This window comes from Rhodococcus sp. IEGM 1318, from assembly GCF_033142465.1.
In the GTDB taxonomy this organism is placed as follows: Bacteria; Actinomycetota; Actinomycetes; order Mycobacteriales; family Mycobacteriaceae; genus Rhodococcus_F; species Rhodococcus_F qingshengii_B.
The window spans coordinates 97900-122330 of sequence record NZ_JAWLSC010000005.1 but is presented as its reverse complement, the minus strand read 5'-3'; the positions used below and the strand labels follow the sequence as shown (position 1 = coordinate 122330).

The window sequence follows — 24431 nt, the reverse complement described above, 5'->3', positions numbered from 1 at the left end:
ATCAAATCTAAGTTCGAGCTAAGATAGATGTCAAGTGAAATCCAAACAGGAAGGCGTTTGATGGGCCGCGTATCGCAGCAACAAGCGGAAGAGAACCGTCGGCGCGTCGTGGAAACCGCAGCTCGCCTGTTCCGAGAGAAGGGCACTCACCTCAGCGTTGCCGACTTGATGAAGGCGTCAGGACTGACCCACGGTGGTTTCTACAAGCAGTTCGCGTCCAAGGATGCGCTCATCGACGAAGCGACGGGCCATGCCTTTGCAGAACTGACTCAGCTGCACGCTGCGGGACTGGAAAGGCATGCAGGGCAACGTGACGAGGCTCGGCAAGCCCTGATCGACAATTACCTCTCCGTTGGGCATCGCGACAACCCGGCAGACGGATGCCCCGCTGCCGCGCTCGCGGCCGACATGGCGCGCGAGCCTGCAGACAGCGAGGCCCGTCGGGTTTACACGAAGGGAGTGAGGGATTTTGCCGCAGCCCTTGCCGATGAAACAGCCGATGAAACAGCCGATGAAACAGCCGATGAAACAGCTGACGAAAAAGCCGACGGTCTCGTCCGGCTTTCCACCATGATCGGTGCACTAGTTCTTTCGCGAGCTACCAAGGGTTCTCTTCTCTCCGAGGAAATTCTCGATTCCGCGCGCGCTGCACTGATCAGAGGGCTTCGAGAGCCTTCGTCATCTTCTTGACAGTTTCGGGTGCCACCTTGGCTTCGAATCCCGCTTTCAGGAGTGGGGAGGCGATCTTGGCCGCGCCGTTGAATTCGACGTTCGCTCGATAGTTGATTTCGGTGGAGCTTGCGCCGATCGCGGTCAAGGTGATGTCGTCGGTACTGGTAGCGGTCTTGTTCTTGCCTTCGAGTACAACGTGAGTCGGCTCGTCGGTCACCAAGGTGTACGTCAGTTCGGTGCCGATGCCGAACAGCTTGGATACGTTGTGCCACTGGGTTCCGATTGCGATCGGACCGTCCGAGATCTGGGTGCAACTCTCGGTGCCCGGATCCCACAGTGGGGCGTTGGCGAAGTCGCGGAGAAACGCGGCCGCCTTTTCGATCGGTACTTCGGCGGTGAACTTTCGGGTGACTTCGACCATGTTTCGTGCCTTTCGGTTCGGTCTCGTAGGTCTAACTCTCGCGTATCTGGTTCCACGGGTCAGACGCCGAGCATCTCGATCGAGCGCTCTAGTTTATTCCGACGACTTCTTGGGCGATCGCCGCGAGTCTGGCCTGGGCAGCGGAGACGACGCCATGTCGGTTCTTGTGCGCTTCCTCGTACGCGACGATGTCTCGTACCTGTGCGGCTTCAGTCAGTTCCTTTACCGCGGAGACGGCTTGGGTGACGTTGAGTTCGTCGAAGTCTTCGATGGGAAGTTCCGCGGGCTCGAGTAGACCACTCGACTTCCGTACCGAACGGAAGACATCTGCGGCACCGTCCGCGCCTTCTCGGCGAGTGACTTTTTCTGCAGTGGCAATAGCGGCGTCCCTGCTGGCCGAGAGCGTTTTCACGGTCACGTCGCCGGCGTATGCGCCCCAACTGATCAGCTCACCCAATACCGGCGGCGAGGTGCGAACCGCGTCGATGGCACGGTCGAGACTGCGGGTGGACCAGGAGACCGGAACATTGACCAGCCGTATCGCTGCGCCGGTGGCAGCTTGCATCGGAGTACGCCGCAAAGCTGCCGGTCCTCCGAGTGCCTCCTCAGCCAGGACGGTCGTCAGCCAGTCCACAGTGGCCGAATGTGCAGTGATGAGTCGGTCGGCCAATGTCGCGACGGTCTGGCCACCGCCGGCGGTGGCCAGGGCCTTGAGGTAGCGGGAACGGTCGAGGAGCTGATGTTCGAGCCCGAGGTCGCCGAGGATCGCTTCGTCGAAGGGCTGAGCCTGTTCGACCATTGCTTTCATTCCGGCAGTCGCCCGTCCGATGAACGGACCGATAAGTTCGGGTACGCCGCCCAGATCGCGAATGGTGGCCTCGATCGAACTGGCCCTTTCGCGACCGTTCTCTGCGTTTTCCGTGAGTTCGCGTCGAACAGCCTCGGTTCTGGCCTGCGCGACGCGTGTTTCGGCGACCTGGATTTCGGTGTGTGTCAGACCGAGGAGGATTCGCAGCTGGGTGATCAAGGCGGACGCGGTTTCGGAGTTGCTCATATCGGGGTCGTCCCTTCGTCGGTGCGTGCTTTACGTGATGTTCAGCTTCTGCTCGACGAGTGCTCCGCGGGCCGCGGAGCCACCGCCGCTACGCGGGCTACCCCGACCTACCGCTTAGTAACCACCGCTTGGCAACCACGGCGAATGAACAGATTGCCATTGCCTGGACGAGTGAGACACCGGCCACCCCGAGGTTTCGATTTCGCATCGGCGGGAAGGTGGCATGTGCTGTGCGTCCATCCACAAGTCCACCCAGAAACTGCGTCAACCGAGGAGCGCCGATATGCCGGACCAATACGCAATGCAGGACCCGACGACGCGATTCCCTGCCCCCCTACGTGAGCGGCAGCCGGAGATCGCCCACCCCGGATTCACCGCAGACATGATCTCTCCTCCCGACCACGGTGAAAACACCTATCGCGGAAGTGGTCGACTCGAAGGTAGGCGTGCGATCGTCACCGGAGCAGATTCGGGAATCGGACGAGCGGTCGCGATTGCATTTGCGAGGGAAGGCGCTGACGTTGTCCTGAGTTATCTCGACGAGGAAGAACAAGACGCTCGGGAAACCGCTCGCTGGGTCGAAGAGGCAGGTCGGAAAGCCGTCTCGGTACCGGGAGATCTCCGAAGTGAGGAACATTGTTCTGCTTTGGTCGAAACCGCGGTGCGTGAACTCGGAGGACTCGACATCTTGGTGAACAACGCGGCCTTTCAGATGGTGCAGATGGGCGGTATCGCCGACATCACCACCGAACAGTTCGACCGTGTGATGAAAACCAACCTCTACGCACTCTTTTGGCTCTCCAAAGCGGCGATTGCGCAGATGATGCCCGGCTCGACGATCGTGAATACCTCATCCATCCAAGGAGCCTCCCCTTCTCCCGAGCTGCTCGATTACGCCACGACGAAGGCGGGGATCATCGACTTCACCAAGGGGCTGGCCGCCGATGTCGCACGAAAGGGGATCAGGGTCAATGCCGTTGCACCTGGACCGATTTGGACGCCACTGATTCCGGCGACGATGCCCAAGGAGAAGTTCGAGACATTCGGGGACGACGTTCCACTCGGGCGGGCAGGTCAGCCCGCCGAGCTTGCCCCTGCCTACGTATTTCTCGCTTCAGGCGAATCCAGCTACACCACTGGGGAAGTCATCGGTGTGACGGGTGGAAAACCCCTCACTTGAATGTGCGAGTCGTCAAGGCGTTCGGCGACGGCTGGATCGATAGGATGGGAATGAGCAAGCGACGAAGGGTGTAATTGTGGCGAGGGCGGTTGTTGTCGGTGCGAGCCGAGGTCTTGGTCGTGCGTTGATCGAGGGTTTGAGGAGCGATGGCCACGATGTTCTCGGCATCTCTCGTCGGCGCCCTGACGGGTTCGACGTCTCCGAGTGGATCGAAGCTGACCTGACCGACCCTGTTACCGCAGCGAACTCGATCGATCAGGAGCTTGTCGGTGGTGTAGATACCCTGATCTGCAACGTCGGAATTTGGGAAGGGGATGCCTTCACTTCCGATTATGTGTTCACAGATCAATCCGACGTCGAAATGCTGGAAATGATCAATGCCAATGTTACGGGCACGGTCCTCCTGCTCAAGCGCCTTATCCCGCGGATGATCGACCGCCCTCGACCTCGGATCATCCTGACCGGTTCTACCTCGGGACTCCCGCGAAGTGGCAGGCCGGAGGTTGCGTTCGGTGCATCGAAGTCCGCGATCAACGGCATTGCCGATGCGGTGAGAGAGGGCTACCGGAAGGACCGACTCGCAGTGACGGTCCTGCACCTCGGCTATCTCAATACAGAAGATGGACTGGATGTACCCCGAGACATCGCTGCGGCCAGGGGAGAGGGTTCCCTGGTCCCGGTGCACGACGTTGTGGACACGGTGCGCTCGATCTCGAGTTTGTCGTCTTCGACGTCAGTGCGGGAAGTAGTCCTCACGGCGATCGACGATCCGCGATTCTGATTTACAGGTGTCGACTCTGTCTGTAAATCTGGTTGCTGAACAGACGTATTCAGAAAATCTAAACCCCGATCAAGAAGTAAGCTCCGGTCAGATACGTCAGAGTGAGTCCCGCCAGGGCCCACGCCATGTAAGGACGGATGTAGAGGCGCCGCAGCCGGTGTAATCGCAGGGAGGCTCGCAAGAACGCGCCTACGGTCCCGAGCAGCAACATCAGACTCGGGACGAAGACTGCCAGCCGGCGATCTTTCGGTGAGCACAGCAAGGTATCGGTGCCGAAGCATTCGCCTCGTCGGGAGCCCAACCACACGATCGCGACAACCAGCACCGCGGTAGCCAGAACGACGGACAGCCCGTATGTCAGGGTTCGCCTGTTGATCTTTCGCTCCCGACGCTGAATGACATCTGACGCGTCAGAACTGTCGGTCATCACACCCCCTCCTGAACATCGCACCTCATTTCGTGGATCGACGGTGGGAGATGGCATACAGCACTACTCCTACGGCCAGGAGCAATGATGCCCGCATCCATGTCGCGGCGCTCTGCTGGGTGAGCAATGCAACGCACGTACCGAGCGCGAGGATCGGAAAGATGATCGGCGTTCGGAAGTGTTTGTGTTGCACTGCGTCACGACGTAAAACCAGGACGGCGATGTTGGTGCTGATGAATACGAAAAGCAGCAGCAGTACCACCGTCTCCGCCAGGGCCGACAACGAACCGGTGACGCACAGAGTCATGGCAACTGCTGTGGTCGCGACAATCGCCACCCAGGGGGTCCGGCGACGCGGGAGCACCCGTGCAAATGCGCTCGGGAGCAGGCCTTCCGACGCCATTCCGTATGTAAGCCTGCTCGCCATGATCATCGTCAGCAGTGCGCCGTTGGCGACGGCGACCAGTGCGATCAGGCTGAACAGGCGAGGCGGAACACCGACGTCGGCGGCAGACACCACCGCCAGCAGGGGGCCGGAGGATGCGGCGAGTTCGTCGGCGGGCAGGACCACCGAGACAGCAAGGCCGACAAGGACATAGGCGGCACCCGCCGTCAGCAAGGCTCCGAACAGTGCGCGTGGGTAGACCTTGCTCACGTTCTTCACTTCTTCAGCGACGTTCGCGGACGTTTCGAAGCCGACGAACGAGTAGTACGCGAGCAACGCAGCTGCCAACACCGCGAGTGCAGGTGATCGGCTGTCGTCGAACTCGACGACGCGGCTCAGGGTTCCGTCGCCGTGCCCGAGAACTATGCAGGCAAGGACGACAACCAGGACAAGCCCGGTGACCTCCACGACTGTCATGACGACGTTGGCGCGCATCGACTCCTTGATGCCTCTCGCATTGAGAAGTCCTACTAGCAGAAGGAAGACGAGCGCTGCCGGAACGGTCGGGACGTCGACGAAGGCTTTGAGATAGTCGCCCGAGAATGCGAGAGCGAGTCCTGCTGCACTCGTGACACCGGCCGCCAGCATCGAGAAGCCGACGAGGAACGAGATCAGTGGTTTCCCATACGCCCGTTGGGCGAACACCGCAGCACCGCCCGCGCGCGGATATTTGGTGACCAGTTCCGCATACGACGTTGCTGTCAACAACGCCATGACCAGCGCTACGAGCAGCGGTACCCAGACGGCTCCACCCACCTCACCGGCGATGACGCCCACCAATGCGTAGATACCGGCGCCCAGAACATCTCCGAGGATGAACACGAAAAGGAGTGGGCCGGTTATCGCCCGGGTGAGAACGTTCGTACCTCCGCCTTCGTCGCGGCGTGCGGTTTCGTCCACGTTCTCGGCCCTCGCGGCGCGTCGCATGTGCAAGGTTCATCCTGTCTTCATGGTGACGTGCCGCCACCTCAGGAGCAGTCATGTACCCATTGGGCGAAGTTTCAAACGTAGGTCGCCCGCCTTCCCGTGCTTTGCTTGTAGGTGGATTGCAGTGGGTGAATTGCAGCAGGGGAATCGCAGAAGTAGTGACTGGAGGACGAAGTGGCCGAAACGACGGTTGCCGCAGTGATGGAAGAATTGGCTGCTCTCGAAGATCCGAAGGCGCGTGTGGTGAACGAGAAGCACGGTGACGATCACAGAGTGAACCTCACAAAGCTGCGCGCTGTTGCGAAACGATTGAAGACTCAGCAGGAACTCGCACAACAGCTTTGGGCGACGGGCGATACCGCGGCCCGGTTGTTGGCCCTTTTGATCTGCCGCCCGAAGGCGTTCGAGCGTGACGAGTTGGATGTCATGTTGCGTGAGGCTCGAACTCCCAAGGTGCAGGACTGGCTCGTCAACTACGTGGTGAAGAAGAACCCGCACGCCGAGGAGTTGCGGGTGGCCTGGACCGCTGACCCTGATCCCGTGGTCGCTGGCGCCGGGTGGGCTCTGACCACCGAACGTGTTGCGAAGAAGCCTGAGGGCCTTGACCTTTCAGGGCTACTCGACGTCATCGAGGCGGAGATGAAGGATGCCCCTGATCGCCTGCAATGGGCGATGAATCACTGCCTGGCTCAGATCGGGATCGAACATGTCGGGTACCGCGCCCGGGCAATCGGGATCGGTGAGCGACTTCGGGTGCTCGAGGATTACCCGACTCCCCCGAACTGCACCTCGCCGTTTGCGCCCATCTGGATCGCGGAGATGGTGCGACGACAGAGTGCAGAGTAGGGCACAACAACTGAGGGTAGGGTTACCTTCACTTCGAGCTGAGCACCGAGCAGGCGCCTCTGATTGCGTCTGACGTGCTGTTCGTGGTGGCCTACGACAAGGACTCGCTGAACGCGTTCCTCGCCGAGTCGCTGGTGGCAGCTCAGCCGGTGATCGTCGATGGGCGTACTGCATCCACCAAGGACTTCAGCGTCGACAAGAACTTCGCGTTCGGCGGACTGACGGTCCTGACCATCCCGTACATCCTCGACGACGTCGCCACAGTTCTGAACACCGCTGCCGGCAACGTCAAGGGCTGACCGGCCCGCTAGCGGGAAGTTCGAAACTGTGTCCGGTACCGCTGTGGGCTGGTGCCGACCAAGTCGCGGAAGCGTTCGCGGAACGTGGTGACGGCATTGAATCCGACTTGTCCCGCAACACGTTCGATCGAGTGGTCGGTAGTCTCGAGCAGAAATTGCGCTTGGCGGAGCCGCGCGTGATGGAGGCTCATCAGCTCGATCGCACTCACCGCCGTTGCCGCCGTAGTACTTACAGCGGTAGTGCTCCCGCCCAGCGGCTGATTCTGGCGGCGATCGAAGGAGCTGGGTCCGGCGTGGACGTCGCAACGCGGCTCACCCGCCGATTGGGTGCTGCGACGGGAATCTTCAATCTGCTGTGGGTCGTCGTCGTTGTGCTGATGATCTTTCGGCCAGGATCGACAACCGGTGTGTGAACCGAGGCGATGTTTCACGTGTCGGTGACAGCGGCGCTTGACCTTGACACAGTGACAAGGACTCCAATGGTCGACGAAGGAGGTGGTTGTCGTGAACACAACCAACCACGGTGGGCAGAATGCTCACCTCGTCGATGCACTGGCCGCAGCTGATCCCTCGGTTCGGCTGAGCGCCGCGCTAGCCGCCGGCACACGCCCGGACCCTGAGCTGACGAATGCCCTGGTCGATCGGTGTGCCGTCGAGCCGGACTTCTTCGTCCGCGACATGTTGACCTGGGCATTGTGCCGCCTGCCGGCCGAAATCACCGTGCCGAAGCTGATACGTGAGCTCGGGTCCGACGGTTCGCAAGCCCGCAGTCAGGCGCTCCACACCTTGTCCAAGATCGGCGATCCGATCGCGTGGCCCGAGGTCTCTGCGCTGGTTCACGACCAGGACGACGAGGTCGCGCGCAGTGCGTGGCGTGCGGCTGTGGCCCTCGTGCCGTTAGGAGACGAGGGCGCGCTCGCGGCCGAGCTGGCCACCGAACTCGGACGGGGCGAACTCCAGATGCAGCTCAGTCTCAGCCGAGCTCTGACAGGACTCGGCGAGGCTGTACTACCTGTGCTCGACGCGGCCGGTACGAGCCCGAATCCGCGTGTCCGAGCGCATGTTGATGCTACAAAGCAACTCTGGCACGACCCAGACGGTGGATTCGCTCTCTCACACGAGTTGGCGAAGCGCGTCGCTGCAATCGGCCCGGACGCGTAGGAAGGGGAGACGGATGTTGATCGGCGAGGTGTCGCGGCGTTGTGGTGTCAGCACACGGATGCTGCGTCACTACGACACTTTGGGGCTGGTGAAGCCGACGGGCCGCACGTCCGGTGGCTACCGCGAGTACTCCGCTGACGACATCCGTCGCCTCTTCCACGTCGAGAGCTTGAGGACATTGGGGCTCTCGTTGAACGAGGCCAAGCGTGCACTCGACGAACCAGACTTCGCACCGGCCGATTTGGTGGGTGAACTCATGCAACACACTCGGCAACGGATCGCGGCGGAGGAGGAATTGCTGACCAAACTCGAAAGGGTCGACGCCACCGCCCCTTCGGAGTGGGACGACGTCCTGCGCATGGTCTCGCTGTTGCGTGCACTCGAATCCGAGTTCGCCGCCCACCGTCAGCAAGCGATCCTGTCGCAGGACGCGAATGCGGCATTGCCGGTCGACGCACTCGTCGAGGCCATCCTGTCGGAGAGGGATGCCAACGTGGCGGGAGCGTTGCAGTGGGCGTTGGCGAGAACCGAAGGTGCGGGCCTTGCAGGTCTGACGAAGGGGCTCGAATCGGAGGACGTCGAGGTTCGACGCCGCGCGACGTCGGCCATATCCGGGATCAACACCGAGGAAGCAACTCGGTCTCTGAAGCGAGCTCTCGATGATTCGGACGCGATAGTCCGCGCCGACGCCGCTCTCGCCCTCGGATCTCGCGGAGAGGCTGTCTCGATGCCCGCTCTCCTCGAGATGGTCGCTGACGGGCGCCGCGACGTCGAGGCAGGCGAGGTGCTCGGTCTTCTCGCGGAGCGCTCACCTACAAGCGGTGAGGTCGTCGATGCCGTGCAGGCAAGGCTCGACGGCACTGACGACGCCCCGACGAGGTTGCGAATTACGCAGGCGCTCGCCGAGATTCCCGGCGCGGCAGCACGCGAAGCGCTCGCCAGGATCACCCACGACGACGACAAGACGGTCGCGTCCACGGCAGCAGCGATTCTCGAGATGCGCGATCGAGGACCACGTCGGCGCGAACGACCGCGTATCGGGGACTGAAAGCCGAGATCCAAGGCGCGTCTGACAGCGGCGGGGTCAGGCGGTCAACGCTGCAACGACTTCGCCGCGGCGTTGCCCTTCACTCCTGCAAAGAGCAGGACAAGGAGCACCGCAAGAAACACGACTGTTGAGGTGACAGCCGACACCACAGATCCGAAACCTGTCACGACGCCGATGGCGACCTGCATGCACAGTCCCGCTACGGCAGTCCACATCGTCCGACGGAGAAGCGGCTGCGCACTCTGATGTGCCAACTGCCACGCCTCTGGACTCGCGATCGTCGCCTTCGTCCGTATGCCGACAACGGGATTCGGTTCATCACCGACGAGTCGCGGCATGAGCCCAGCAACGAACGCGAGGATAAGCGTCGACGACGTCAGTGAGACCGTCAGACCCAGTAAGTCAGGCGATTCCATCCGTCCAGCCCCCAATCGGCAGATGTTGACGCAGCGGACATTCCAGTCTGGGGTGCCGCCGGGACACCCAGACTGTAAGTCAACGAATGCATGTGCAGCTATTCGGGTGACGCATTTGCAGGCTCTGTCGGATGGGTAGTGGGACTCGATCTCGACTAGCTTTCAGACCGGCCTAGTGCGGATCACCCAGGCAGAAAAGGTTTCCCGCCGGATCCGCCAACACGTCCCAGGATGATCCACCCGCCTCATGGCGCTCGAGATCGAAGTCGAGATGAAGTGTATTCCTCACTCGCGCTGCAGAATCGGTCCGACCGCCACGTGGCAAGGGATGGTGATCAACGGATAGGGTTCTTACGTGGTGGATCAACGGCAACAGAGTTTGAGACGCAGGTACCTGAGCCTCGGCCTCGGCGAACTGGCTGCAGCGGCTGTATTTGCCGCTGTGGCGGTCGGTGTCGTGATGCCCCGGCTCGAAGGTTCGCGAGACTCCGCGGCGTTGTGGTCGGCGCTGGCCCCACTGCTTGTGATCCTCGTGCAAGTAGGTGTCTATTGGCTGCTTGCGCGGGGCTGGGTCGAGTTGGAGCCGATGCCGGCCCGCCTCGCAGCGCTTTACCGCGTTTTTCGGGTTCTCGATGTTCTCTTGTTGGCGATAGCTCTTCTCGGCGTTGTCATCTGGTTACCAGATCACTCCGGCGCGGCGGTGGCCGTCGTGGCGGTGTGGGCTTTCGGCGTCGTCGAGTACGTCAATTACTTCGTGGCTCGTCTCGCCTATCCGCTGCGGCGGTGGCCTTTCGAGGTCGGCAACTGGCGGAGACCCCAACTTGTGCGCGACCTGAACTCGGCACGCTGACACCGGCAACCAAGTTGTCTTTGCTGTAACGGCAAAATTTGATGCGGGATCGGAGTGAGTTCGGAAGGATCGGTTCTGCCCATCCAGGAATGAAGCCTCTTCATCGTTCTTCGCCGAGGAAGGAGAACCGCCATGGCAACGTCGCGTCGCAGCCGCCGAGATGCCCCACCACCCCGGACAGGGAATAGCGAGGCAGCCACACTACGAGCGTTTCTCGACTACCTCCGTGATTCGATTGCCGCCAAGGTCGAAGGTGCTCCGGAACCTCAGGTGCGCACCACAATTGTTCCGTCGGGAACAACCTTGCTCGGGCTGGCCAATCATCTGACCTTTGTCGAACGATCGATGTTCCTTGCAGAAAACGTGACGGATTGGAAAGCGACGTTTGAACCGTCATCGGAAGACAGCGTGGACGGTGTCGTCAGTCGCTATCGCGAGACGGTCGAGCGCGCCAACGCAGTTCTCGACGGATGCGCAGATCTTGCCGCGCACATCCCGCGACCGGGGGCGAAACGACCATCTCCCAGTGTCCGCTGGGCGCTCGTGCACATGATCGAAGAGACCGGACGCCATGCCGGGCACGCTGACATCCTCCGCGAATTGATCGACGGTTCAGCCGGCCGGTGACATCGCAAAGGTCGTCCATCTCGCCGACAGCTTCCGCGCTTCATCGTGGCGAATGTCCACGACTGAAATCGGGGCCTACAGGTATCGGGTCGGTCGCTCCGTCGGGAGTCGTTACTTCCCAGCGCAGTTCGGATGCAGTCGGGGGAACGAGCGCGCCGATCCACTCGGCGACGACACCGACGATAACTTCCTCGAGTGCCGCGTGCGACCACTCTCGCGGTCGATGCGGAACCGGCGGTTCCCAGCCTTCCTCGCCCCAGATCACGCCGAATAGCTCTCTCTCGTCACCGACTTGCTGATTGAGGCTGAATGCGTCAGGACCCTCGAATCGTGCCCAGACTCCGAATGTTCCCTCGCCGTCTTGGTCGAGTGAGACATCGATGACGATCCCTTCGGTGCGCGGGGTTGCCGCGTTGTGAATCGCTGACAGTCGACCGCTCACTACCGCCGACGCGGTATCGAGGACAGATCTCAATTCGTCACGGTATTCGGCAGGTTCCACGAGCTCAGCATATCGAAAGTATCGCCCTGCCGGCCTTGTATCGATGAAGTAAGTCTCTTGAATTCGTCTGTAGCGGAGAAGGTTCGATTCTGAGCGTCAGAGACGTCGTGCGAAGAACTTTGTCAGTTTTCGAGTGCTATGTCGGTGGCTTCTCTTGGCCGAACTGACAAGTCCCGCCCCCGTCTGGAGACGGGAGCGGGACTCGGGGATCAGCGAACTCGGCAGCGCGTCAGACAGCTTCCTTTGTCGCCTGCGCTGCGAGGGTGAGCGCGATGTCGACGATCATGTCCTCCTGGCCACCCACCAGACGGCGACGCCCGGCTTCGAGCAGCAGTGTGCGAACGTCGATTCCGTAGCGCTCCGACGCGGCTTCGGCGTGGCGCAGGAAGCTCGAGTACACGCCTGCGTAGCCCAGTGTGAGGGTCTCTCGATCGACGCGGACCGGTCGATCCTGCAGCGGACGGACGATGTCGTCGGCAGCATCCTGCAAGGCGAACAGGTCGCAGCGGTGCTCCCACTCCTCGATGTTCGCAACAGCGATGAACGCTTCGAGGGGGCAGTTGCCGGCTCCGGCACCGTGTCCGGCCAAGGAAGCGTCGACGCGCGTGACGCCGTTCTGCACGGCCACAACAGAATTGGCGACCGAGAGTGAAAGGTTCTCGTGGGCGTGGATGCCGATTTCGGTGCCCTCGTCGAGAATATCGCGGTATGCGCGAACACGATCCGCGACGTCGTTCATCACCAGACGTCCACCCGAGTCGGTGACGTAGACGCAGTGCGCGCCATACGATTCCATCAGCTTGGCCTGCTTAGCCAACTCCTCGGCCGGAGCCATGTGGCTCATCATCAGGAAGCCCGAGACGTCCATGCCGATCTCGCGGGCAGTCTCGATGTGCTGCGCGGAGACGTCGGCCTCGGTGCAGTGCGTGGCAACGCGAACGGAGCGTACACCCAGGTCGTAGGCATGCTTGAGTTCACTGATCGTGCCGACACCTGGAAGCAGCAGCGTGGTGAGGCGAGCGTGCTCGAGCACCTCGGCCGCAGCTTCGATCCATTCCCAGTCGGTGTTCGAACCGGGACCGTAGTTGAGCGAGCCGCCAGCGAGCCCGTCACCGTGTGCAACTTCGATCGCGTCGACGCCGGCAGCGTCGAGAGCTGTGACGATTCGCTTGACGTCGGTCGGCGAAATGCGGTGGCGAACAGCGTGCATGCCGTCACGAAGGGTGACGTCCTGGACGAAGATCTTGCGGTTGCTCACTTGGTTGCTTCCTTCTGCTGGGCGATGCGCTCCGCGATCTGCATTCCGGCGGACGTCATGATGTCGAGATTGCCGGCGTACGCAGGCAAGTAGTGTGCCGCGCCCTCGACCTCGAGGAACACCGACACCTGATGGGTGGGGCGATTGCCGTCGACGAGCAACGTCTCGACGGGCTGGTCGACCGGGATCTCGGTGATCTGGACTTCCTGCTTGAGGCGGTAGCCCGGGACGTAGGCGGAGACGTCGCCGACCATCTTCTCGATTGACTGACGGATCTCCTCGTGAACAGCCGGGTCCGGGGCGTCGACGAGGCAGAACACCGTGTCGCGCATGATGAGCGGCGGCTCGGCGGGGTTGAGGATGATGATGGCCTTGCCGCGACGAGCGCCGCCGACTGCCACGATCGCCTCGGACGTGGTCTCGGTGAACTCGTCGATGTTGGCGCGCGTTCCGGGACCGGCCGACTTGGAGGCGATGGATGCGACGATCTCCGCATACGCCACCGGGACAACCCGAGAAACAGCGGCAACCATCGGGATCGTGGCCTGGCCACCACATGTCACCATGTTGACGTTGGGTGCATCCAGATGCTCGTCCGCGTTGACGGCCGGCACGACGTACGGGCCGATGGCGGCAGGCGTCAGGTCGATCATGCGCTTGCCGAGGGGAGCCAGCCGCGCGTTGTTGGCGACGTGAGCCTTTGCCGAGGTGGCGTCGAAGACGATCTCGATCTCGTCGAAGTTCGGGAGACCGATCAGACCCTCGACACCCTCAGCCGTGATCGGCACGTTCAGACGCGCCGCGCGGGCGAGGCCGTCCGACGCCGGGTCGATGCCGACCATCGCGCCCATCTCCAGGTAGTCGGAGTTACGCAGCACCTTGATCATCAGATCCGTGCCGATGTTGCCCGATCCGATGATCGCGACCTTGACCTTGCTCATGCGTTGTCCTCTTCGCTGGAGAAACTGGTGGTGACGGAACCGAGCCCGGAGACGGTCACGGTGACTTCGTTGCCTGCGGTGACCGGCGCCATGGGGCCGAGTGCGCCGGACAGGATCACCTGGCCTGCCGTCAGTGGCTGCCCCAACTCGCGGGCCGTGCGGGCGAGCCAGACGACGGCTTCGATCGGATCGCCCAGGCAGGCGGTTCCGACGCCGGTGGACACCTCGGTGCCGTCGACGGACATCGACATGACGACGCCGGCGGGTTCCACCTCGTCGAGGGTCCGACGTTCGGTGCCCAGGACGTAGACGCCCGAGGACGCATTGTCGGCGACGGTGTCACCGAATTTGATGTCCCACGACTCGATGCGGCTGTCGCAGATCTCGATCGCTGCGACGGCATAGTCGATCGCCCCGCGCACCTGCGCGCTGTCCAGCGGTCCATCCACGAGGTCGGCGCCCAGTACGAAGGCCACTTCCGCTTCGACCTTGGGCTGGATCAAACGGCTCATGGGGATGGCGCCGCCGGCCGGGAACTCCATGTCGGCGTACAGAACGCCTAGGTCGGGCTGGTCGACACCGAGTTGCTGCTGGACTGCCACCGAGGTCAGGCCGATCTTGCGGCCTACGACGACGGCACCCGCCTGCCGACGGATTTCATCGACGCGGCGCTGGACAGCGTAGGCAGCGACAAGATCGTCGGCGCCGATCAGATCGCGCACGGGCGCGCAGGGAGTACCGCTCGCGATGGCGGCTGCGAGGCGGTCCGCAGCAGCTGCGATGTCGGTCTCGCTAGCTGTACTGGTATTCGTGGGCTGGCTCATGACCACTACCTTCGCCGCAGTACCGAGGTTGCGCCAGGGAACTGTCTCACTCAGCGATACGCTGGGCACGTGACTGGCGGCGCAAACCTCGACACCGTGCTGGGCAAGGCGGTGACGATCCTGCGGGCTTTTCGGGCCGACGACCACATATTGCCGCTGGCCGTCCTGGTTCAACGGACAGGACTGCACAAGGCGACGGTGCACCGCCTGGCCAACGAACTGGTCGCGAACCGGTTACTCGACCGTATCGACGGCGGTTACCGACTCAGCGGCGGTCTCTTCGAACTCGGCATGCTCGCCTCCCTCGAACGTAGCCTCCTGGAGATGGCGATGCCGTTCCTCCAAGACTTGTACGAGCGGACCCACGAGACAGTCCACCTGGGGGTCCGTGACGGCCACGACGTCGTGTACATCGCGAAGATCGGCGGACATCGACAAGCCAACTCCCCGTCTCGGACCGGTGGCCGGATACCGCTGTACTGCACCGCGATCGGAAAGGCACTCCTAGCGTTCTCCGACACCGATTTTCGCCGCGAAGTGCTGTCGGAACCGATGACCAGGCGCACCCCGCACACAATTGTCGCGCCCGGCATTCTCAACACCCAACTGAACAGAGTGGTTGAGACCGGTATTGCATTCGAGCGCGAGGAATCAGCGCCGGGTCTCGCGTGCGTTGCGGCGCCGGTATTTGGCACCAATGACAAACCCGTCGCCGCCATCAGCGTCACCGGTCCCACCAGTCGCTTCGTTCCCGAGAGCCAAGTGTCCTACGTGCGCGCCGCTGCCGAAGGGCTACACAGCACGATTGCTCGTCGCGAACGATTGCGGTGACCTCGCCGTCCCGAACTGGACGAGGCCGCTCAGGGCCTGCGGCAATGGCCCCTCGTGCAAGACGCCGAGACGTTGGGTGGCGCGGGTGAGGGCGACATAGAGTTCCGACGCGCCACGCGGACCGTCGGCGATGATTCGTTCCGGTTCCACCACGAGTACGGCATCGAACTCCAGACCCTTCGTTTCCGAAACCGGCACAGCGCCTGGCACATCCGCAGGCCCGATGACGATGCTCGTACCTTCGCGTCCGTCCTCGTCCTGATTGAATTCGTCGATGGCGGAGGCCAGTTCGTCGGCCGAGATCTGTTTGGACCACGGCGCCATCCCGCAGTCGCGGACGGACTCGGGTGGTTGGACTCCCGGCGCGAACTCGGCGAGCAGGGCGGCGGCGACGCTCATGATCTCGGCCGGCGTGCGGTAGTTCACCGACAGTGATCGGTAGATCCAGCGACCGGGGACATACGGCTCCATCATCGTCGCCCACGAGCGGGCACCTGCAGGTGAACGTCGTTGCGCGAGATCACCTACCACCGTGAAGGACCGATCCGGACAACGGCGCATCAGGACGCGCCAATCCATCTCGGACAGTTCTTGTGCCTCGTCGACGACGATATGCCGGTAAGTCCAGTCTCTGTCTGCAGCAGCGCGTTCGGCGAGTTCCCGGGTATCGCGTTCGACGAAACGATCCGCCAGGTCCTCGGCGTACAGCATGTCCTGGGCGAGAAGGTGATCCTCGTCGTCCATCAGATCCTCGCGGCTGATCATCATGTCCAGCACGCCCGCTGCATACGCGGCTTCGTCGCGGCGTTCACGTTCGGCACTCTGGTCGACGGGCTTGTCCCGGCCGAGCATGTCCACCAACTCGTCGAGTAACGGAACGTCCGAGACAGTCCAGGCGTCACCGTCCTGGCGAAACAGCTTCTCGTCCGCGCCTGCCGCGCGTAGTCGAGCGGGAGAAGTAAACAGCTGTGTCAGTAGCTCTTTCGGAGTCAGGATCGGCCAGAGAGTGTCGAGCGCCGCGGTAAATGCGCTGTTCTCCACCAGCTCTGCGGTCAGGTCCGTCCGCACTTGCTCCCAGGCTTCACGGTCACTGCGTGTCAACCACCCCTTGCCGATCCGCGCTATCGCCCGTTCGGTCAGCGCCCAGGTGAGGATTTCGGTGAACACAGTGCGTGCGTCGTTGTGGGGGAGTCTGCTCGAACGGGCTTCTTCTCGGGCCCACTCCGCGGTTTCGGTGTCGATCCGCACCGTGACGTCCGCCAATTCGATCAACAACGGGTTCTCGGGCAATCGTTGGTGATCGGCAATCGCTGCGCCGAGAACGTCCAGGATCTTCAGCGAACCTTTGAGCCCAGCGGCCTCCGGAGTGTCCTCGGCGGTGACGCGTAGACCGGGAACGAGATCACCGGTGGTCATGAACACCACGTCGGACTCTCCCAGCGAGGGCAGTACGCGGCCGATGTGGTTCAGGAACGCCGGGTTCGGCCCGACCACGAGAACGCCGTGACGTTCCATCCGCTCTCGCTGGGTGTAGAGCAGGTAGGCGACGCGGTGCAAGGCGACGACGGTTTTCCCGGTACCTGGGCCACCTTCGATCACCAGCACTCCGGGGTGTTCGAGTCGGACGATGTCGTCCTGTTCGGCCTGGATGGTTGCCACGATGTCCCGCATTCCCTCGCCGCGGGGTGCGTTGACTGCCGCGAGTAGGGCGGAATCGCTGTGCGTGTCGTGTTCTACGCCGTCGGGGCGCCCGAGTACCTCGTCGGTGAAATCGACCACGCGTCGACTCCGGGTGCGGAACTGACGGCGTCGACGCATGTTCTCCGGGTTGGCAGCGGTGGCAACGTAGAACGCGCGAGACGCCGGCGCCCGCCAATCGAGCAGCACCGGTTCGTAGTCGTTGTCCGCATCGAGAAGGCCGATCCGGCCGATGTAGGAGGTCTCGCCCGACAGCGAGTCCAACCGGCCGAAACACAGTCCGTTGTCGGCTACGTCCAGCCTTTTCACCTCTTTGGCAAGCGCGCGCACCTCGGCGTCGCGTTCCATGAGTGCTTCGCCGTTTCCGCGCAGAGCGGTGTTGTACCTGCCTTTGACTCGGGCGCGCTCCGCATCGAGGCGTGCGTAGAGCCCCTCCACATAGTTCCGCTCGGATCGCAGTTCTTCTTCGTATCCCTGGGTTGGCACGTGCCCTCACTTCCGCTGGCTGTTCCGATCCCGTAGTCGGTCGTGCGGGAACGGAAGAGCCATTCTGCGGCACTACCCGGGCCTTGCCGCAAGGCCCCCGGTGAGCTATATATTGATAGTGGAAGGGAGTGTTGATCCTCCCTCACAGTTCCTGTAACAGATCCCCCAGACTGACGTACGGCTCCCAGCCTGGTCGATGTTTGGACCCTGAACGCCACGGGTACAAATCTAGTGGCCGGTGGTCCAAAATCGGTTGCCCTCATGAACTTACGTGGATCGAGGGATTGTGAAGGCGATACTGGCAACGGCCGCAAGCATCCTTTTGGTGGTTGCCTTGGCCGTCGCCATCTTGCTTTTCCTTTCCGGATCTCCGCGCGAACGCACCTCGCACGAGCTTGCCGATACGGTGCACCCGATCGGCGGAAAGCCGACCACCTGCAGCGAGTTGTTCGGCGAAACGTGCAGCTTCGCTTTGCAGTCGGACTACAACCAGTGGGGACAAGACCTCGACAGTTTTGTCAATGCGGGAACTCTCGGCCCCTTCGCCCGCAGTATCGGCTTCGTGGCGGAGGCGAAGCTGAGCTTGCAAGCATGCGAGGTCAGCGCCGCAGCTGGTCGGACGATTCTCGATTTCTACACTCTCGCCGGGATCGACCACCCCGCGGCCACGACCACGGACCTCTTCCCCTTCTGGAACGAGTCCCGCCAATTCCTGTGCCCAGTAAACAGTTTCTGAGAACGGCTGATCGCTACTCGAGGAACAACGTCGTCGTTCGACTACGACGAGTCATGGTCCGCGCCTGGTCGGTGCACGGATGTTTATGCGAATTTCGACCGGGTAGGGCTTCTTCGTGGGAATCCTGCGAGGCAGGAATCTCGAGCGCGAATCGAAACGACCTGGAGGAACAACGTGACAGACGACAAGAGCGGCCCCAGCGAGGGCATCAAAGGCGTCGTAGAGGACGTCAAGGGTAAGGCCAAGGAAGCCGTTGGTGCGGTCTCCGGGAACGACAGTTTGACCCGAGAGGGCCGCGCCCAGCAGGACAAGGCCGAGAGCCAGCGAGAAGTAGCGAAGAAAGAGGCAGAAGCCGAGAAGGCCCGCGCGGAAGCTGCCGCGGACGAAGCGCGGCAGAAGTCCGAGCAATAGCCCTGGCGCACTCGTCACCCTCGGCCTGGGATTGATCCCAGCCCGGGGGTGTGTCGTGGCTCCGCGTTCGAAATGAAATCTCTACTTTATTGCGGCGTAACAGAATTCATGCGCCCAGCAACACGATCAAGAGGAGCTGTTCGATGCCTTCATCCCAGTCCGTCCCAGGTGCACCGGCCCCGAGAACGCCGGACCTGACAGAGCCGGTAAAGCCGCGACAGCCGTTGCCTCCCAAGGACGACCAGAGGCAACCGGAAGTGCGTACGGTAGCGGGTGCCGAGGGGAAGGTGAAGGGAAACGGTCGCGGCCAGCGGGGTGAGTACCTCACCACCGCAACCGGTACACGACTCTACGAGACCGACCACTCACTCACTGCGGGTGAGCGAGGACCGACTCTTCTTCAAGACCACCACCTTCGTGAGAAGATCACACATTTCGATCACGAGCGAATTCCGGAGCGAGTCGTCCACGCTCGCGGCGCGGCCGCACACGGTACGTTCCTGGCAAACGGTGCAGCCGAAAACATCTGTAAAGCTTCGGTTTTCGCTTCAGGTGCCCGAACCCCCGTATTCGTGCGGTTCTCGACGGTTCTGGGTTCACGCGGTTCGGCGGACACCGTCCGTGACACACGCGGGTTCGCCACCAAGTTCTACACCGACGAAGGTGTCTTCGATCTGGTGGGCAACAACATCCCGGTGTTCTTCATCCAGGACGGCATCAAATTCCCTGACGTCATCCATGCCGCGAAACCCCACCCGGACCGCGAGATTCCGCAGGCACAGAGCGCTCACGACACCTTCTGGGACTTCGTGTCGCTACACACCGAGGCCACCGCGCACACACTGTGGAACATGTCCGATCGAGGCATCCCGCGCTCCTATCGCATGATGGAGGGCTTCGGCATTCACACATTCAGGCTCGTGAACGCCGACGGTAAGACGAATTTGGTGAAATTCCACTGGAAGCCGGCCGCCGGAGTGCATTCACTCGTGTGGGAGGAAGCGCAGATCGCCGGCGGTGTGGATCCGGATTTCCATCGACGCGATCTTGCCGACGCCATCGAGGCGGGCGCATATCCGTCCTGGGATCTGGGCGTGCAGGTGTTCCCTGATACCGAAGACGAAATGTTCGAAGGCATAGATCTATTGGATCCCACCAAGATCGTGCCCGAAGAACTCGCGCCGGTTCAGGTCATCGGAACGATGACACTCGACGCCAATCCGACGAACTTTTTCGCCGAGACCGAGCAGGTTGCATTCCATCCGGGTCACTTGGTTCCGGGCGTCGACATCACCAACGATCGTCTCCTGCAGGCGCGTTTGTTCTCGTACCTCGACACCCAGATCACGCGACTCGGTGGCCCCAACTTCGACCAGATTCCGATCAACCGTCCTCACGCGCCTGTCAACGACATGCTTCGCGACGGCTTCCATCAGGACGGTGTGCATACCGGAGTCGCGCCGTACCATCCCAATTCGTTGGACGGTGGGTGCCCGTTCTTGGCCTCGGCGGACAGCGCGGCCTATATCGAGGTGCCCGAGGAAGTTTCAGGGCGAAAGGTAAGGCAGGCGCCGGCATCGTTCGACGATCACTTCTCGCAAGCTCGACTCTTCTATCGCAGTCTCTCCCCTGTCGAACAGGAGCACGTCGCGCAGGCGTATACCTTCGAATTGGGCAAGTGCTACGAGGAGAACATCAAGACCCGGAATCTGGGGATCTTGGCGAACATCGACGCGGGTCTCGTGTCGATCGTCGCAGGGGGGCTTGGCCTTCCGGTTCCCGAACCGACGGAGCCGTTGAGTGATCCGGAGCTCAGCCCTGCGCTGTCCCAGGTTGGTGGGGAATGGCCGGTAGACGGAAGGATCATCGCACTACTGGTCGACGAGAACTCCGACCTCGAAACGGTTGCCGCCGTTCGAGACAAGATCTTTGACGCCGGTATGGTGCCGCTGATACTCGGCCCGCACGGCGGAACCATCGGGGACGGTGACGACGCGGTGACAGTGCAGCGGACTTACCTCACCGCTCGTTCGATCGAATTCGATGCAATTCTGCTGAGCGGCGACGTTTCTCGGATCGGCGAGGGCAAGTTGGATCCACGGGTGGAGACTCTGCTGAACGAAATGTATCGTCACAGCAAGGCAATTGGTGGTTGGGGTGAGAGCATGAGTGCGCTGGCTGCCGCCGGTATCGACGAGTCTGCATTGGGAGTCGTGGTCGATGCGGACGCGGAAGGGGCCCTGGCCTCGCTGGCTCAGCTTCTGAAGACGCACCGCGTGTGGGGGCGTTTCGAGGTGCCGCCCACATCCTGAGTGCCGGCGTACGTTCGAACTTGCGGTGTGGCCGAATCGGCAGTTCGGCCACACCGCCGGAGTGAAGACGAGGGAAGGGACGAAATAGTGGCTCGCAAGGACTCACAACCTCAACTCAAGGATCAAGAACTCTACGAAGAGCGACGCGAGAACGGCGATTCCAAGGAGAAGGCGGCCCGAATCTCCAATGCGGCCGCCAATCGAGGGCGGTCGAACGTCGCCAAGTCCGGTGGTCAATCCTCACCGTACGAGGAGTGGACGGTCGACGAGATGAAAGAACGCGCCAAGGAACTCGATCTGCACGGGTATTCGAAACTGAACAAGGGTGAGCTGATCGAGAAACTCCGAAATCACTGAGCGTCATTCTGCTCGAGTCGTATTCTGCTTGTGCGGAATACGACTCGAGCGTTCGGTTCAATGACCTTCTTGATCGAAGAGTTCCTGACCTTCCAGTCGTTTGACCCGACGGTGTTCCATCAAGATGACCGCTGTCCCGACGATGAAGGACACCACGCAGACGACGCCGGCAATGATCGACCATCCGCGAAATCCGTAACCCGCTGCCACCAAGGTCAATCCGAGCGTGGCCAGGCCCAGCCCGATCAGCAGATATCCGGGATAGTTGCGGCCGTCGCTGATTGCCTCCCCGACGTGCGATCGATTGGTGTGTTCGTCATCTACCGGTGAACTCCCGCTCGTGTTGGTCACGGCGCACTCCATCCTGAACTCGTGAAGACCTGAGATTCTTCGCTTGTGGTCGCTTCACAGGGCAACTACCCCATCGACGCTTGGATGAAACGGATGGAGTAGTGCCGAAAGACGGAGAACGTCGTACGCTCGACGTATCGGATGTGCAGGAAACCGGTGCGAGGAAGGCCTATGAATGCGAAGCCGAATCCCGACCTATTCTCCGTAGGTACACCGACTCTCGGTGTGGAGGAGGAGTTTCTGCTCTGCGATCCGCGGACTGGGCATCCCAGTCCGCGCAACGTCGAAGTTGCATCTGCCGGGCGAGAACTCGGTATCTCGCTGCAACTCGAACTCACGCGTTGTCAGGTGGAGACGTCCACTTCGATCGGAAGTCATATTCGTGATCTTCGTGATCAACTCTGTGAATCTCGTGCCCTCACCGCCGACGCTGCTGCTCGCGTGGGTTGTCAGCTCATTGCAGTCGGGACACCGTTCTACGATCCGCCGGTCGACGAGATCACTCAGAAGTCGCGATATCAGCGGATGGCCGGTCAATTCGGTGCGATCACCGAAGGTGTGATGTGTGGCTGCCACATTCATGTGGGTGTGGAAGATCGAGAACGATCGGTCCAGATCGTCAATCATCTGCGCCCGTGGTTACCGACCTTGCTGGCGTTGACGGCGAACTCCCCGATCAGCGGTGGACGCGATACCGGCTATGCGAGTTGGCGTTACGTCCTGTTCGGCAGATGGCCCAGTTCGGGCCCGCCACCGTACTTCGAGTCTGTGGGGCACTACGAAGATGCTGTTGCAGCGATGCTGGAGACAGGGGTCATTCTCGATCCGCACATGGTCTATTGGGACGTGCGCATGTCGGATCACCTTCCCACCGTGGAGGTTCGGATCAGCGACGTGCCCGCCACCGTCGAGGAGACGCTGACTCTCGCCACGCTGGTGCAGGCCCTTGTCGGCACCGCATCCGCCGCGATCACCAAAGGTGAGGCGGCGCCCGCTGTGGATCACGAACTACTCCGGGCGGCTTGCTGGCGGGCGGCACGCGACGGACTCGACGGGAGGTCGCTGGACGTGGAATCCGTGCGCTTGCTGACCGCCCACCAGGCAGTTCGGCGATTGGTGGATCATGTTGAACCTGCGCTGACCGCATTCGGAGAGTTCGAGCAGGTCACGGCTTCCTTGGACAAGGTCTTCAGCAACGGAAACGGAGCGATCGTGCAGCGCCGGCAACTCGCCCGCCGGTCACGGGTGGCTGATGTGATCGACGAGTGCGCCCGACGCACTTTCGAAGGGTGCAGTTCGCACGGGAGCAGTGAGATGTAGGCAACGGGGAGGCGTTGACTTCCAATTTTGTGCCGAGTTCACTGGAAATGAGGACTTGTCGACTCCTCCCGTGCAGAGATCATCCCGTCTGTAGGTCGTGTCGCGAGTTGCATACTGGCGAAGGGTTAGTCATGAAAAACGAATCTGGCGAACGGGCGTCCGAAGAACCTCAGTCTGCGCGCGGAGCGCCGGGCTCCCGAGGTACGGGCTCGAATGAACCTGGAGGCGGTCCGGTAGATCGGCCTTCCGGCTCGTTCGACGACGAGGAGACGATTTCGGGGGTAAAAGGAACCGCGACAACTCCCGCCGAGCCCACCGCATCCGAACCGGCTGTGCCGCCGTACGACGGACGTCAGGAGGCCGCAAAGAAGTCGGCCTTCAAGGAGGCCGAGAGTTCTGGTGGACCGAATACGGGAGGGGCCGGCGAACCTGTCGTCGATTCTGAGTTCAAGGCACCACCGGCGGAAGAGACTCCTGGTGGACGAACTGCATCCCCTGCAGACGAGCAACCCGCCGCGGAGACGACTGAATCGGCTTCCAGTGAAAGCGGAGTGGGGCCGGCACATCAAACCGGCGTAGGGAGGAGCGAAGACAGGAAAACGTGATGATCTGACAGATCAATCGTGTTACGCGTTCACGTCGGTGCGTCGGACGTGATGTTTGCTGCATCGGCCATCCTGTGTCGATCAGATGGCCGGAGGGACAACATATGAATGACGATCCACGCCCCGCGCTTCCGTCGGACAAGGACCTCGATGCGCTGTGCATTCGGCTCGCTACCTTGGTCGAGGAGCGCGACCTGACAGTCGCTACCGCGGAATCGCTGACTGCCGGGAATATCGCCGCGCACCTGGGGAAGGCACCGAACGCCGGATCGTGGTTTTGTGGCGGGATCGTCGCGTACACCCGAGCGGTCAAGCATTCCCTACTTCATGTTCCGGACGGGCCAGTGGTCTGTGAGGAGGCTGCCCTGGTCATGGCACACAGCACTGCCACGCTGATGGGCGCGACCTTGACGCTGGCCGTCACCGGCGAAGCCGGACCGGATACACAGGAGAACGATCCACCTGGAACTGTGTGGTTCGGGGTCGTCGACCATGGGACCGCTGACACGGAGAAGCAGGTGTTCTCAGGTGCCCCCGAAGTCGTCCTGAGAGCAACTGTCGAGCACGCGATCCAACTACTTCTGCGTCACGCATCCGGCCGCGACACAGCGAGCTCGAGAGTTGTGAACTAGTCGAGTATTCAAC

At 61.8% G+C, this 24431-nt stretch carries 29 protein-coding genes; 17 read left to right on the top strand and 12 right to left on the bottom strand.

What is annotated here, in order from left to right; all coding sequences use genetic code 11:
• Positions 1 to 60 precede the first annotated feature (60 nt).
• On the top strand, positions 61 to 690 hold the full coding sequence (locus R4P65_RS13810; RefSeq protein ID WP_317826929.1) for a TetR/AcrR family transcriptional regulator: 630 nt from the start codon (positions 61 to 63) through the stop codon (positions 688 to 690).
• Here the strand turns inward: R4P65_RS13810 and R4P65_RS13805 are convergent.
• The gene (locus R4P65_RS13805; RefSeq protein ID WP_317555670.1) at positions 656 to 1093 is read right to left on the bottom strand and encodes an SRPBCC family protein; all 438 of its coding nucleotides are present in this window, start codon (positions 1091 to 1093) and stop codon (positions 656 to 658) included. The two genes, R4P65_RS13810 and R4P65_RS13805, sit on opposite strands and share 35 nt — an antisense overlap.
• 88 nt (positions 1094 to 1181) lie before the next feature.
• A complete protein-coding gene (locus tag R4P65_RS13800; protein WP_317826927.1) occupies positions 1182 to 2147 on the bottom strand; it encodes a ferritin-like domain-containing protein in 966 nt (321 codons plus the stop codon).
• Between the two features lie 283 nt (positions 2148 to 2430).
• On the opposite strand from R4P65_RS13800, the gene R4P65_RS13795 reads away from it, so the two are divergent.
• Complete coding sequence (locus tag R4P65_RS13795; protein ID WP_317826926.1) at positions 2431 to 3327, top strand: SDR family oxidoreductase; 897 nt, start codon at positions 2431 to 2433, stop codon at positions 3325 to 3327.
• 76 nt (positions 3328 to 3403) lie between these two features.
• Entirely contained in the window at positions 3404 to 4108 is a 705-nt protein-coding gene (locus tag R4P65_RS13790; RefSeq protein ID WP_317826925.1) for an SDR family oxidoreductase, read from the top strand.
• 58 nt (positions 4109 to 4166) lie between these two features.
• On the opposite strand, the gene R4P65_RS13785 is transcribed toward R4P65_RS13790, so the two are convergent.
• The gene (locus R4P65_RS13785; RefSeq protein ID WP_317826924.1) at positions 4167 to 4535 is read right to left on the bottom strand and encodes a hypothetical protein; all 369 of its coding nucleotides are present in this window, start codon (positions 4533 to 4535) and stop codon (positions 4167 to 4169) included.
• 25 nt (positions 4536 to 4560) lie between these two features.
• Positions 4561 to 5907, bottom strand: a complete 1347-nt coding sequence (locus tag R4P65_RS13780) for an APC family permease (protein WP_317826923.1) — start codon at positions 5905 to 5907, stop codon at positions 4561 to 4563.
• 174 nt (positions 5908 to 6081) lie between these two features.
• Here R4P65_RS13780 and R4P65_RS13775 point away from each other — a divergent pair, with 174 nt between their 5' ends.
• Both R4P65_RS13775 and R4P65_RS13770 read left to right on the top strand, forming a co-directional pair.
• Positions 6082 to 6753: a DNA alkylation repair protein gene (locus R4P65_RS13775; protein ID WP_317826922.1), complete on the top strand. Its 672-nt coding sequence runs from the start codon at positions 6082 to 6084 to the stop codon at positions 6751 to 6753.
• Between the two features lie 74 nt (positions 6754 to 6827).
• Positions 6828 to 7052, top strand: a complete 225-nt coding sequence (locus tag R4P65_RS13770) for a hypothetical protein (protein ID WP_317826921.1) — start codon at positions 6828 to 6830, stop codon at positions 7050 to 7052.
• Positions 7053 to 7060: 8 nt separating this feature from the next.
• Here the strand turns inward: R4P65_RS13770 and R4P65_RS13765 are convergent, their stop codons facing one another.
• Entirely contained in the window at positions 7061 to 7243 is a 183-nt protein-coding gene (locus R4P65_RS13765; RefSeq protein ID WP_230816032.1) for a helix-turn-helix domain-containing protein, read from the bottom strand.
• Here R4P65_RS13765 and R4P65_RS13760 point away from each other — a divergent pair.
• The 3 genes from R4P65_RS13760 (at position 7160) to R4P65_RS13750 (ending at position 9261) form a co-directional block, all read left to right on the top strand.
• Positions 7160 to 7465 carry a hypothetical protein gene (locus tag R4P65_RS13760; protein ID WP_317827142.1) on the top strand — a complete coding sequence of 102 codons (306 nt, stop codon included), beginning with the start codon at positions 7160 to 7162 and terminating at the stop codon, positions 7463 to 7465. The genes R4P65_RS13765 and R4P65_RS13760 overlap by 84 nt on opposite strands.
• Before the next feature lie 82 nt (positions 7466 to 7547).
• A complete protein-coding gene (locus R4P65_RS13755) occupies positions 7548 to 8213 on the top strand; it encodes a HEAT repeat domain-containing protein (protein ID WP_317826920.1) in 666 nt (221 codons plus the stop codon).
• 13 nt (positions 8214 to 8226) lie between these two features.
• The gene (locus tag R4P65_RS13750; protein ID WP_317826919.1) at positions 8227 to 9261 is read left to right on the top strand and encodes a MerR family transcriptional regulator; all 1035 of its coding nucleotides are present in this window, start codon (positions 8227 to 8229) and stop codon (positions 9259 to 9261) included.
• 44 nt (positions 9262 to 9305) lie between these two features.
• Here the strand turns inward: R4P65_RS13750 and R4P65_RS13745 are convergent, their stop codons facing one another.
• Positions 9306 to 9677 (bottom strand): SdpI family protein, encoded by a 372-nt coding sequence (locus R4P65_RS13745; protein ID WP_084324725.1) that lies wholly within the window; start codon positions 9675 to 9677, stop codon positions 9306 to 9308.
• A 355-nt stretch (positions 9678 to 10032) separates the two neighbouring features.
• Here R4P65_RS13745 and R4P65_RS13740 point away from each other — a divergent pair, with 355 nt between their 5' ends.
• Together R4P65_RS13740 and R4P65_RS13735 are read left to right on the top strand one after the other, a co-directional pair.
• Positions 10033 to 10527, top strand: a complete 495-nt coding sequence (locus R4P65_RS13740) for a hypothetical protein (RefSeq protein WP_317826918.1) — start codon at positions 10033 to 10035, stop codon at positions 10525 to 10527.
• 132 nt (positions 10528 to 10659) lie between these two features.
• A complete protein-coding gene (locus R4P65_RS13735; protein WP_317826917.1) occupies positions 10660 to 11154 on the top strand; it encodes a DinB family protein in 495 nt (164 codons plus the stop codon).
• Positions 11155 to 11194: 40 nt separating this feature from the next.
• Here the strand turns inward: R4P65_RS13735 and R4P65_RS13730 are convergent, their stop codons facing one another.
• From R4P65_RS13730 to R4P65_RS13715, 4 genes are all read right to left on the bottom strand, one after another.
• Positions 11195 to 11656: a DUF6389 family protein gene (locus R4P65_RS13730; protein WP_317826916.1), complete on the bottom strand. Its 462-nt coding sequence runs from the start codon at positions 11654 to 11656 to the stop codon at positions 11195 to 11197.
• Between the two features lie 229 nt (positions 11657 to 11885).
• Positions 11886 to 12914, bottom strand: a complete 1029-nt coding sequence (dmpG, locus tag R4P65_RS13725; protein ID WP_317826915.1) for a 4-hydroxy-2-oxovalerate aldolase — start codon at positions 12912 to 12914, stop codon at positions 11886 to 11888.
• Positions 12911 to 13855, bottom strand: a complete 945-nt coding sequence (locus R4P65_RS13720; RefSeq protein WP_317826914.1) for an acetaldehyde dehydrogenase (acetylating) — start codon at positions 13853 to 13855, stop codon at positions 12911 to 12913. The genes dmpG and R4P65_RS13720 overlap by 4 nt, the downstream gene beginning before the upstream one ends.
• Positions 13852 to 14679: a 2-keto-4-pentenoate hydratase gene (locus R4P65_RS13715; RefSeq protein ID WP_064113555.1), complete on the bottom strand. Its 828-nt coding sequence runs from the start codon at positions 14677 to 14679 to the stop codon at positions 13852 to 13854. The genes R4P65_RS13720 and R4P65_RS13715 overlap by 4 nt, the downstream gene beginning before the upstream one ends.
• Positions 14680 to 14748: 69 nt before the next feature.
• Here R4P65_RS13715 and R4P65_RS13710 point away from each other — a divergent pair, with 69 nt between their 5' ends.
• Entirely contained in the window at positions 14749 to 15510 is a 762-nt protein-coding gene (locus tag R4P65_RS13710) for an IclR family transcriptional regulator (RefSeq protein ID WP_317826913.1), read from the top strand.
• On the opposite strand, the gene helR is transcribed toward R4P65_RS13710, so the two are convergent.
• Positions 15472 to 17694, bottom strand: a complete 2223-nt coding sequence (gene helR, locus R4P65_RS13705; protein ID WP_317826912.1) for an RNA polymerase recycling motor ATPase HelR — start codon at positions 17692 to 17694, stop codon at positions 15472 to 15474. The genes R4P65_RS13710 and helR overlap by 39 nt on opposite strands.
• Positions 17695 to 17965: 271 nt before the next feature.
• On the opposite strand from helR, the gene R4P65_RS13700 reads away from it, so the two are divergent.
• The 4 genes from R4P65_RS13700 (at position 17966) to R4P65_RS13685 (ending at position 21510) form a co-directional block, all read left to right on the top strand.
• On the top strand, positions 17966 to 18430 hold the full coding sequence (locus tag R4P65_RS13700; RefSeq protein WP_317826911.1) for a hypothetical protein: 465 nt from the start codon (positions 17966 to 17968) through the stop codon (positions 18428 to 18430).
• Between the two features lie 174 nt (positions 18431 to 18604).
• Positions 18605 to 18841 carry a CsbD family protein gene (locus tag R4P65_RS13695; RefSeq protein ID WP_283306332.1) on the top strand — a complete coding sequence of 79 codons (237 nt, stop codon included), beginning with the start codon at positions 18605 to 18607 and terminating at the stop codon, positions 18839 to 18841.
• Between the two features lie 143 nt (positions 18842 to 18984).
• Positions 18985 to 21153, top strand: coding sequence for a catalase (locus R4P65_RS13690; protein ID WP_317826910.1), 2169 nt, complete (start codon positions 18985 to 18987; stop codon positions 21151 to 21153).
• Positions 21154 to 21240: 87 nt separating this feature from the next.
• Positions 21241 to 21510: a Rho termination factor N-terminal domain-containing protein gene (locus tag R4P65_RS13685; RefSeq protein ID WP_317826909.1), complete on the top strand. Its 270-nt coding sequence runs from the start codon at positions 21241 to 21243 to the stop codon at positions 21508 to 21510.
• A 57-nt stretch (positions 21511 to 21567) separates the two neighbouring features.
• On the opposite strand, the gene R4P65_RS13680 is transcribed toward R4P65_RS13685, so the two are convergent.
• A complete protein-coding gene (locus R4P65_RS13680) occupies positions 21568 to 21873 on the bottom strand; it encodes a hypothetical protein (RefSeq protein WP_317826908.1) in 306 nt (101 codons plus the stop codon).
• Between the two features lie 159 nt (positions 21874 to 22032).
• Between R4P65_RS13680 and R4P65_RS13675 the strand changes: the two genes are divergently transcribed.
• Complete coding sequence (locus R4P65_RS13675) at positions 22033 to 23181, top strand: glutamate--cysteine ligase (protein ID WP_317826907.1); 1149 nt, start codon at positions 22033 to 22035, stop codon at positions 23179 to 23181.
• A gap of 709 nt (positions 23182 to 23890) precedes the next feature.
• The gene (locus R4P65_RS13670; RefSeq protein WP_317826906.1) at positions 23891 to 24418 is read left to right on the top strand and encodes a CinA family protein; all 528 of its coding nucleotides are present in this window, start codon (positions 23891 to 23893) and stop codon (positions 24416 to 24418) included.
• Positions 24419 to 24431 lie beyond the last annotated feature (13 nt).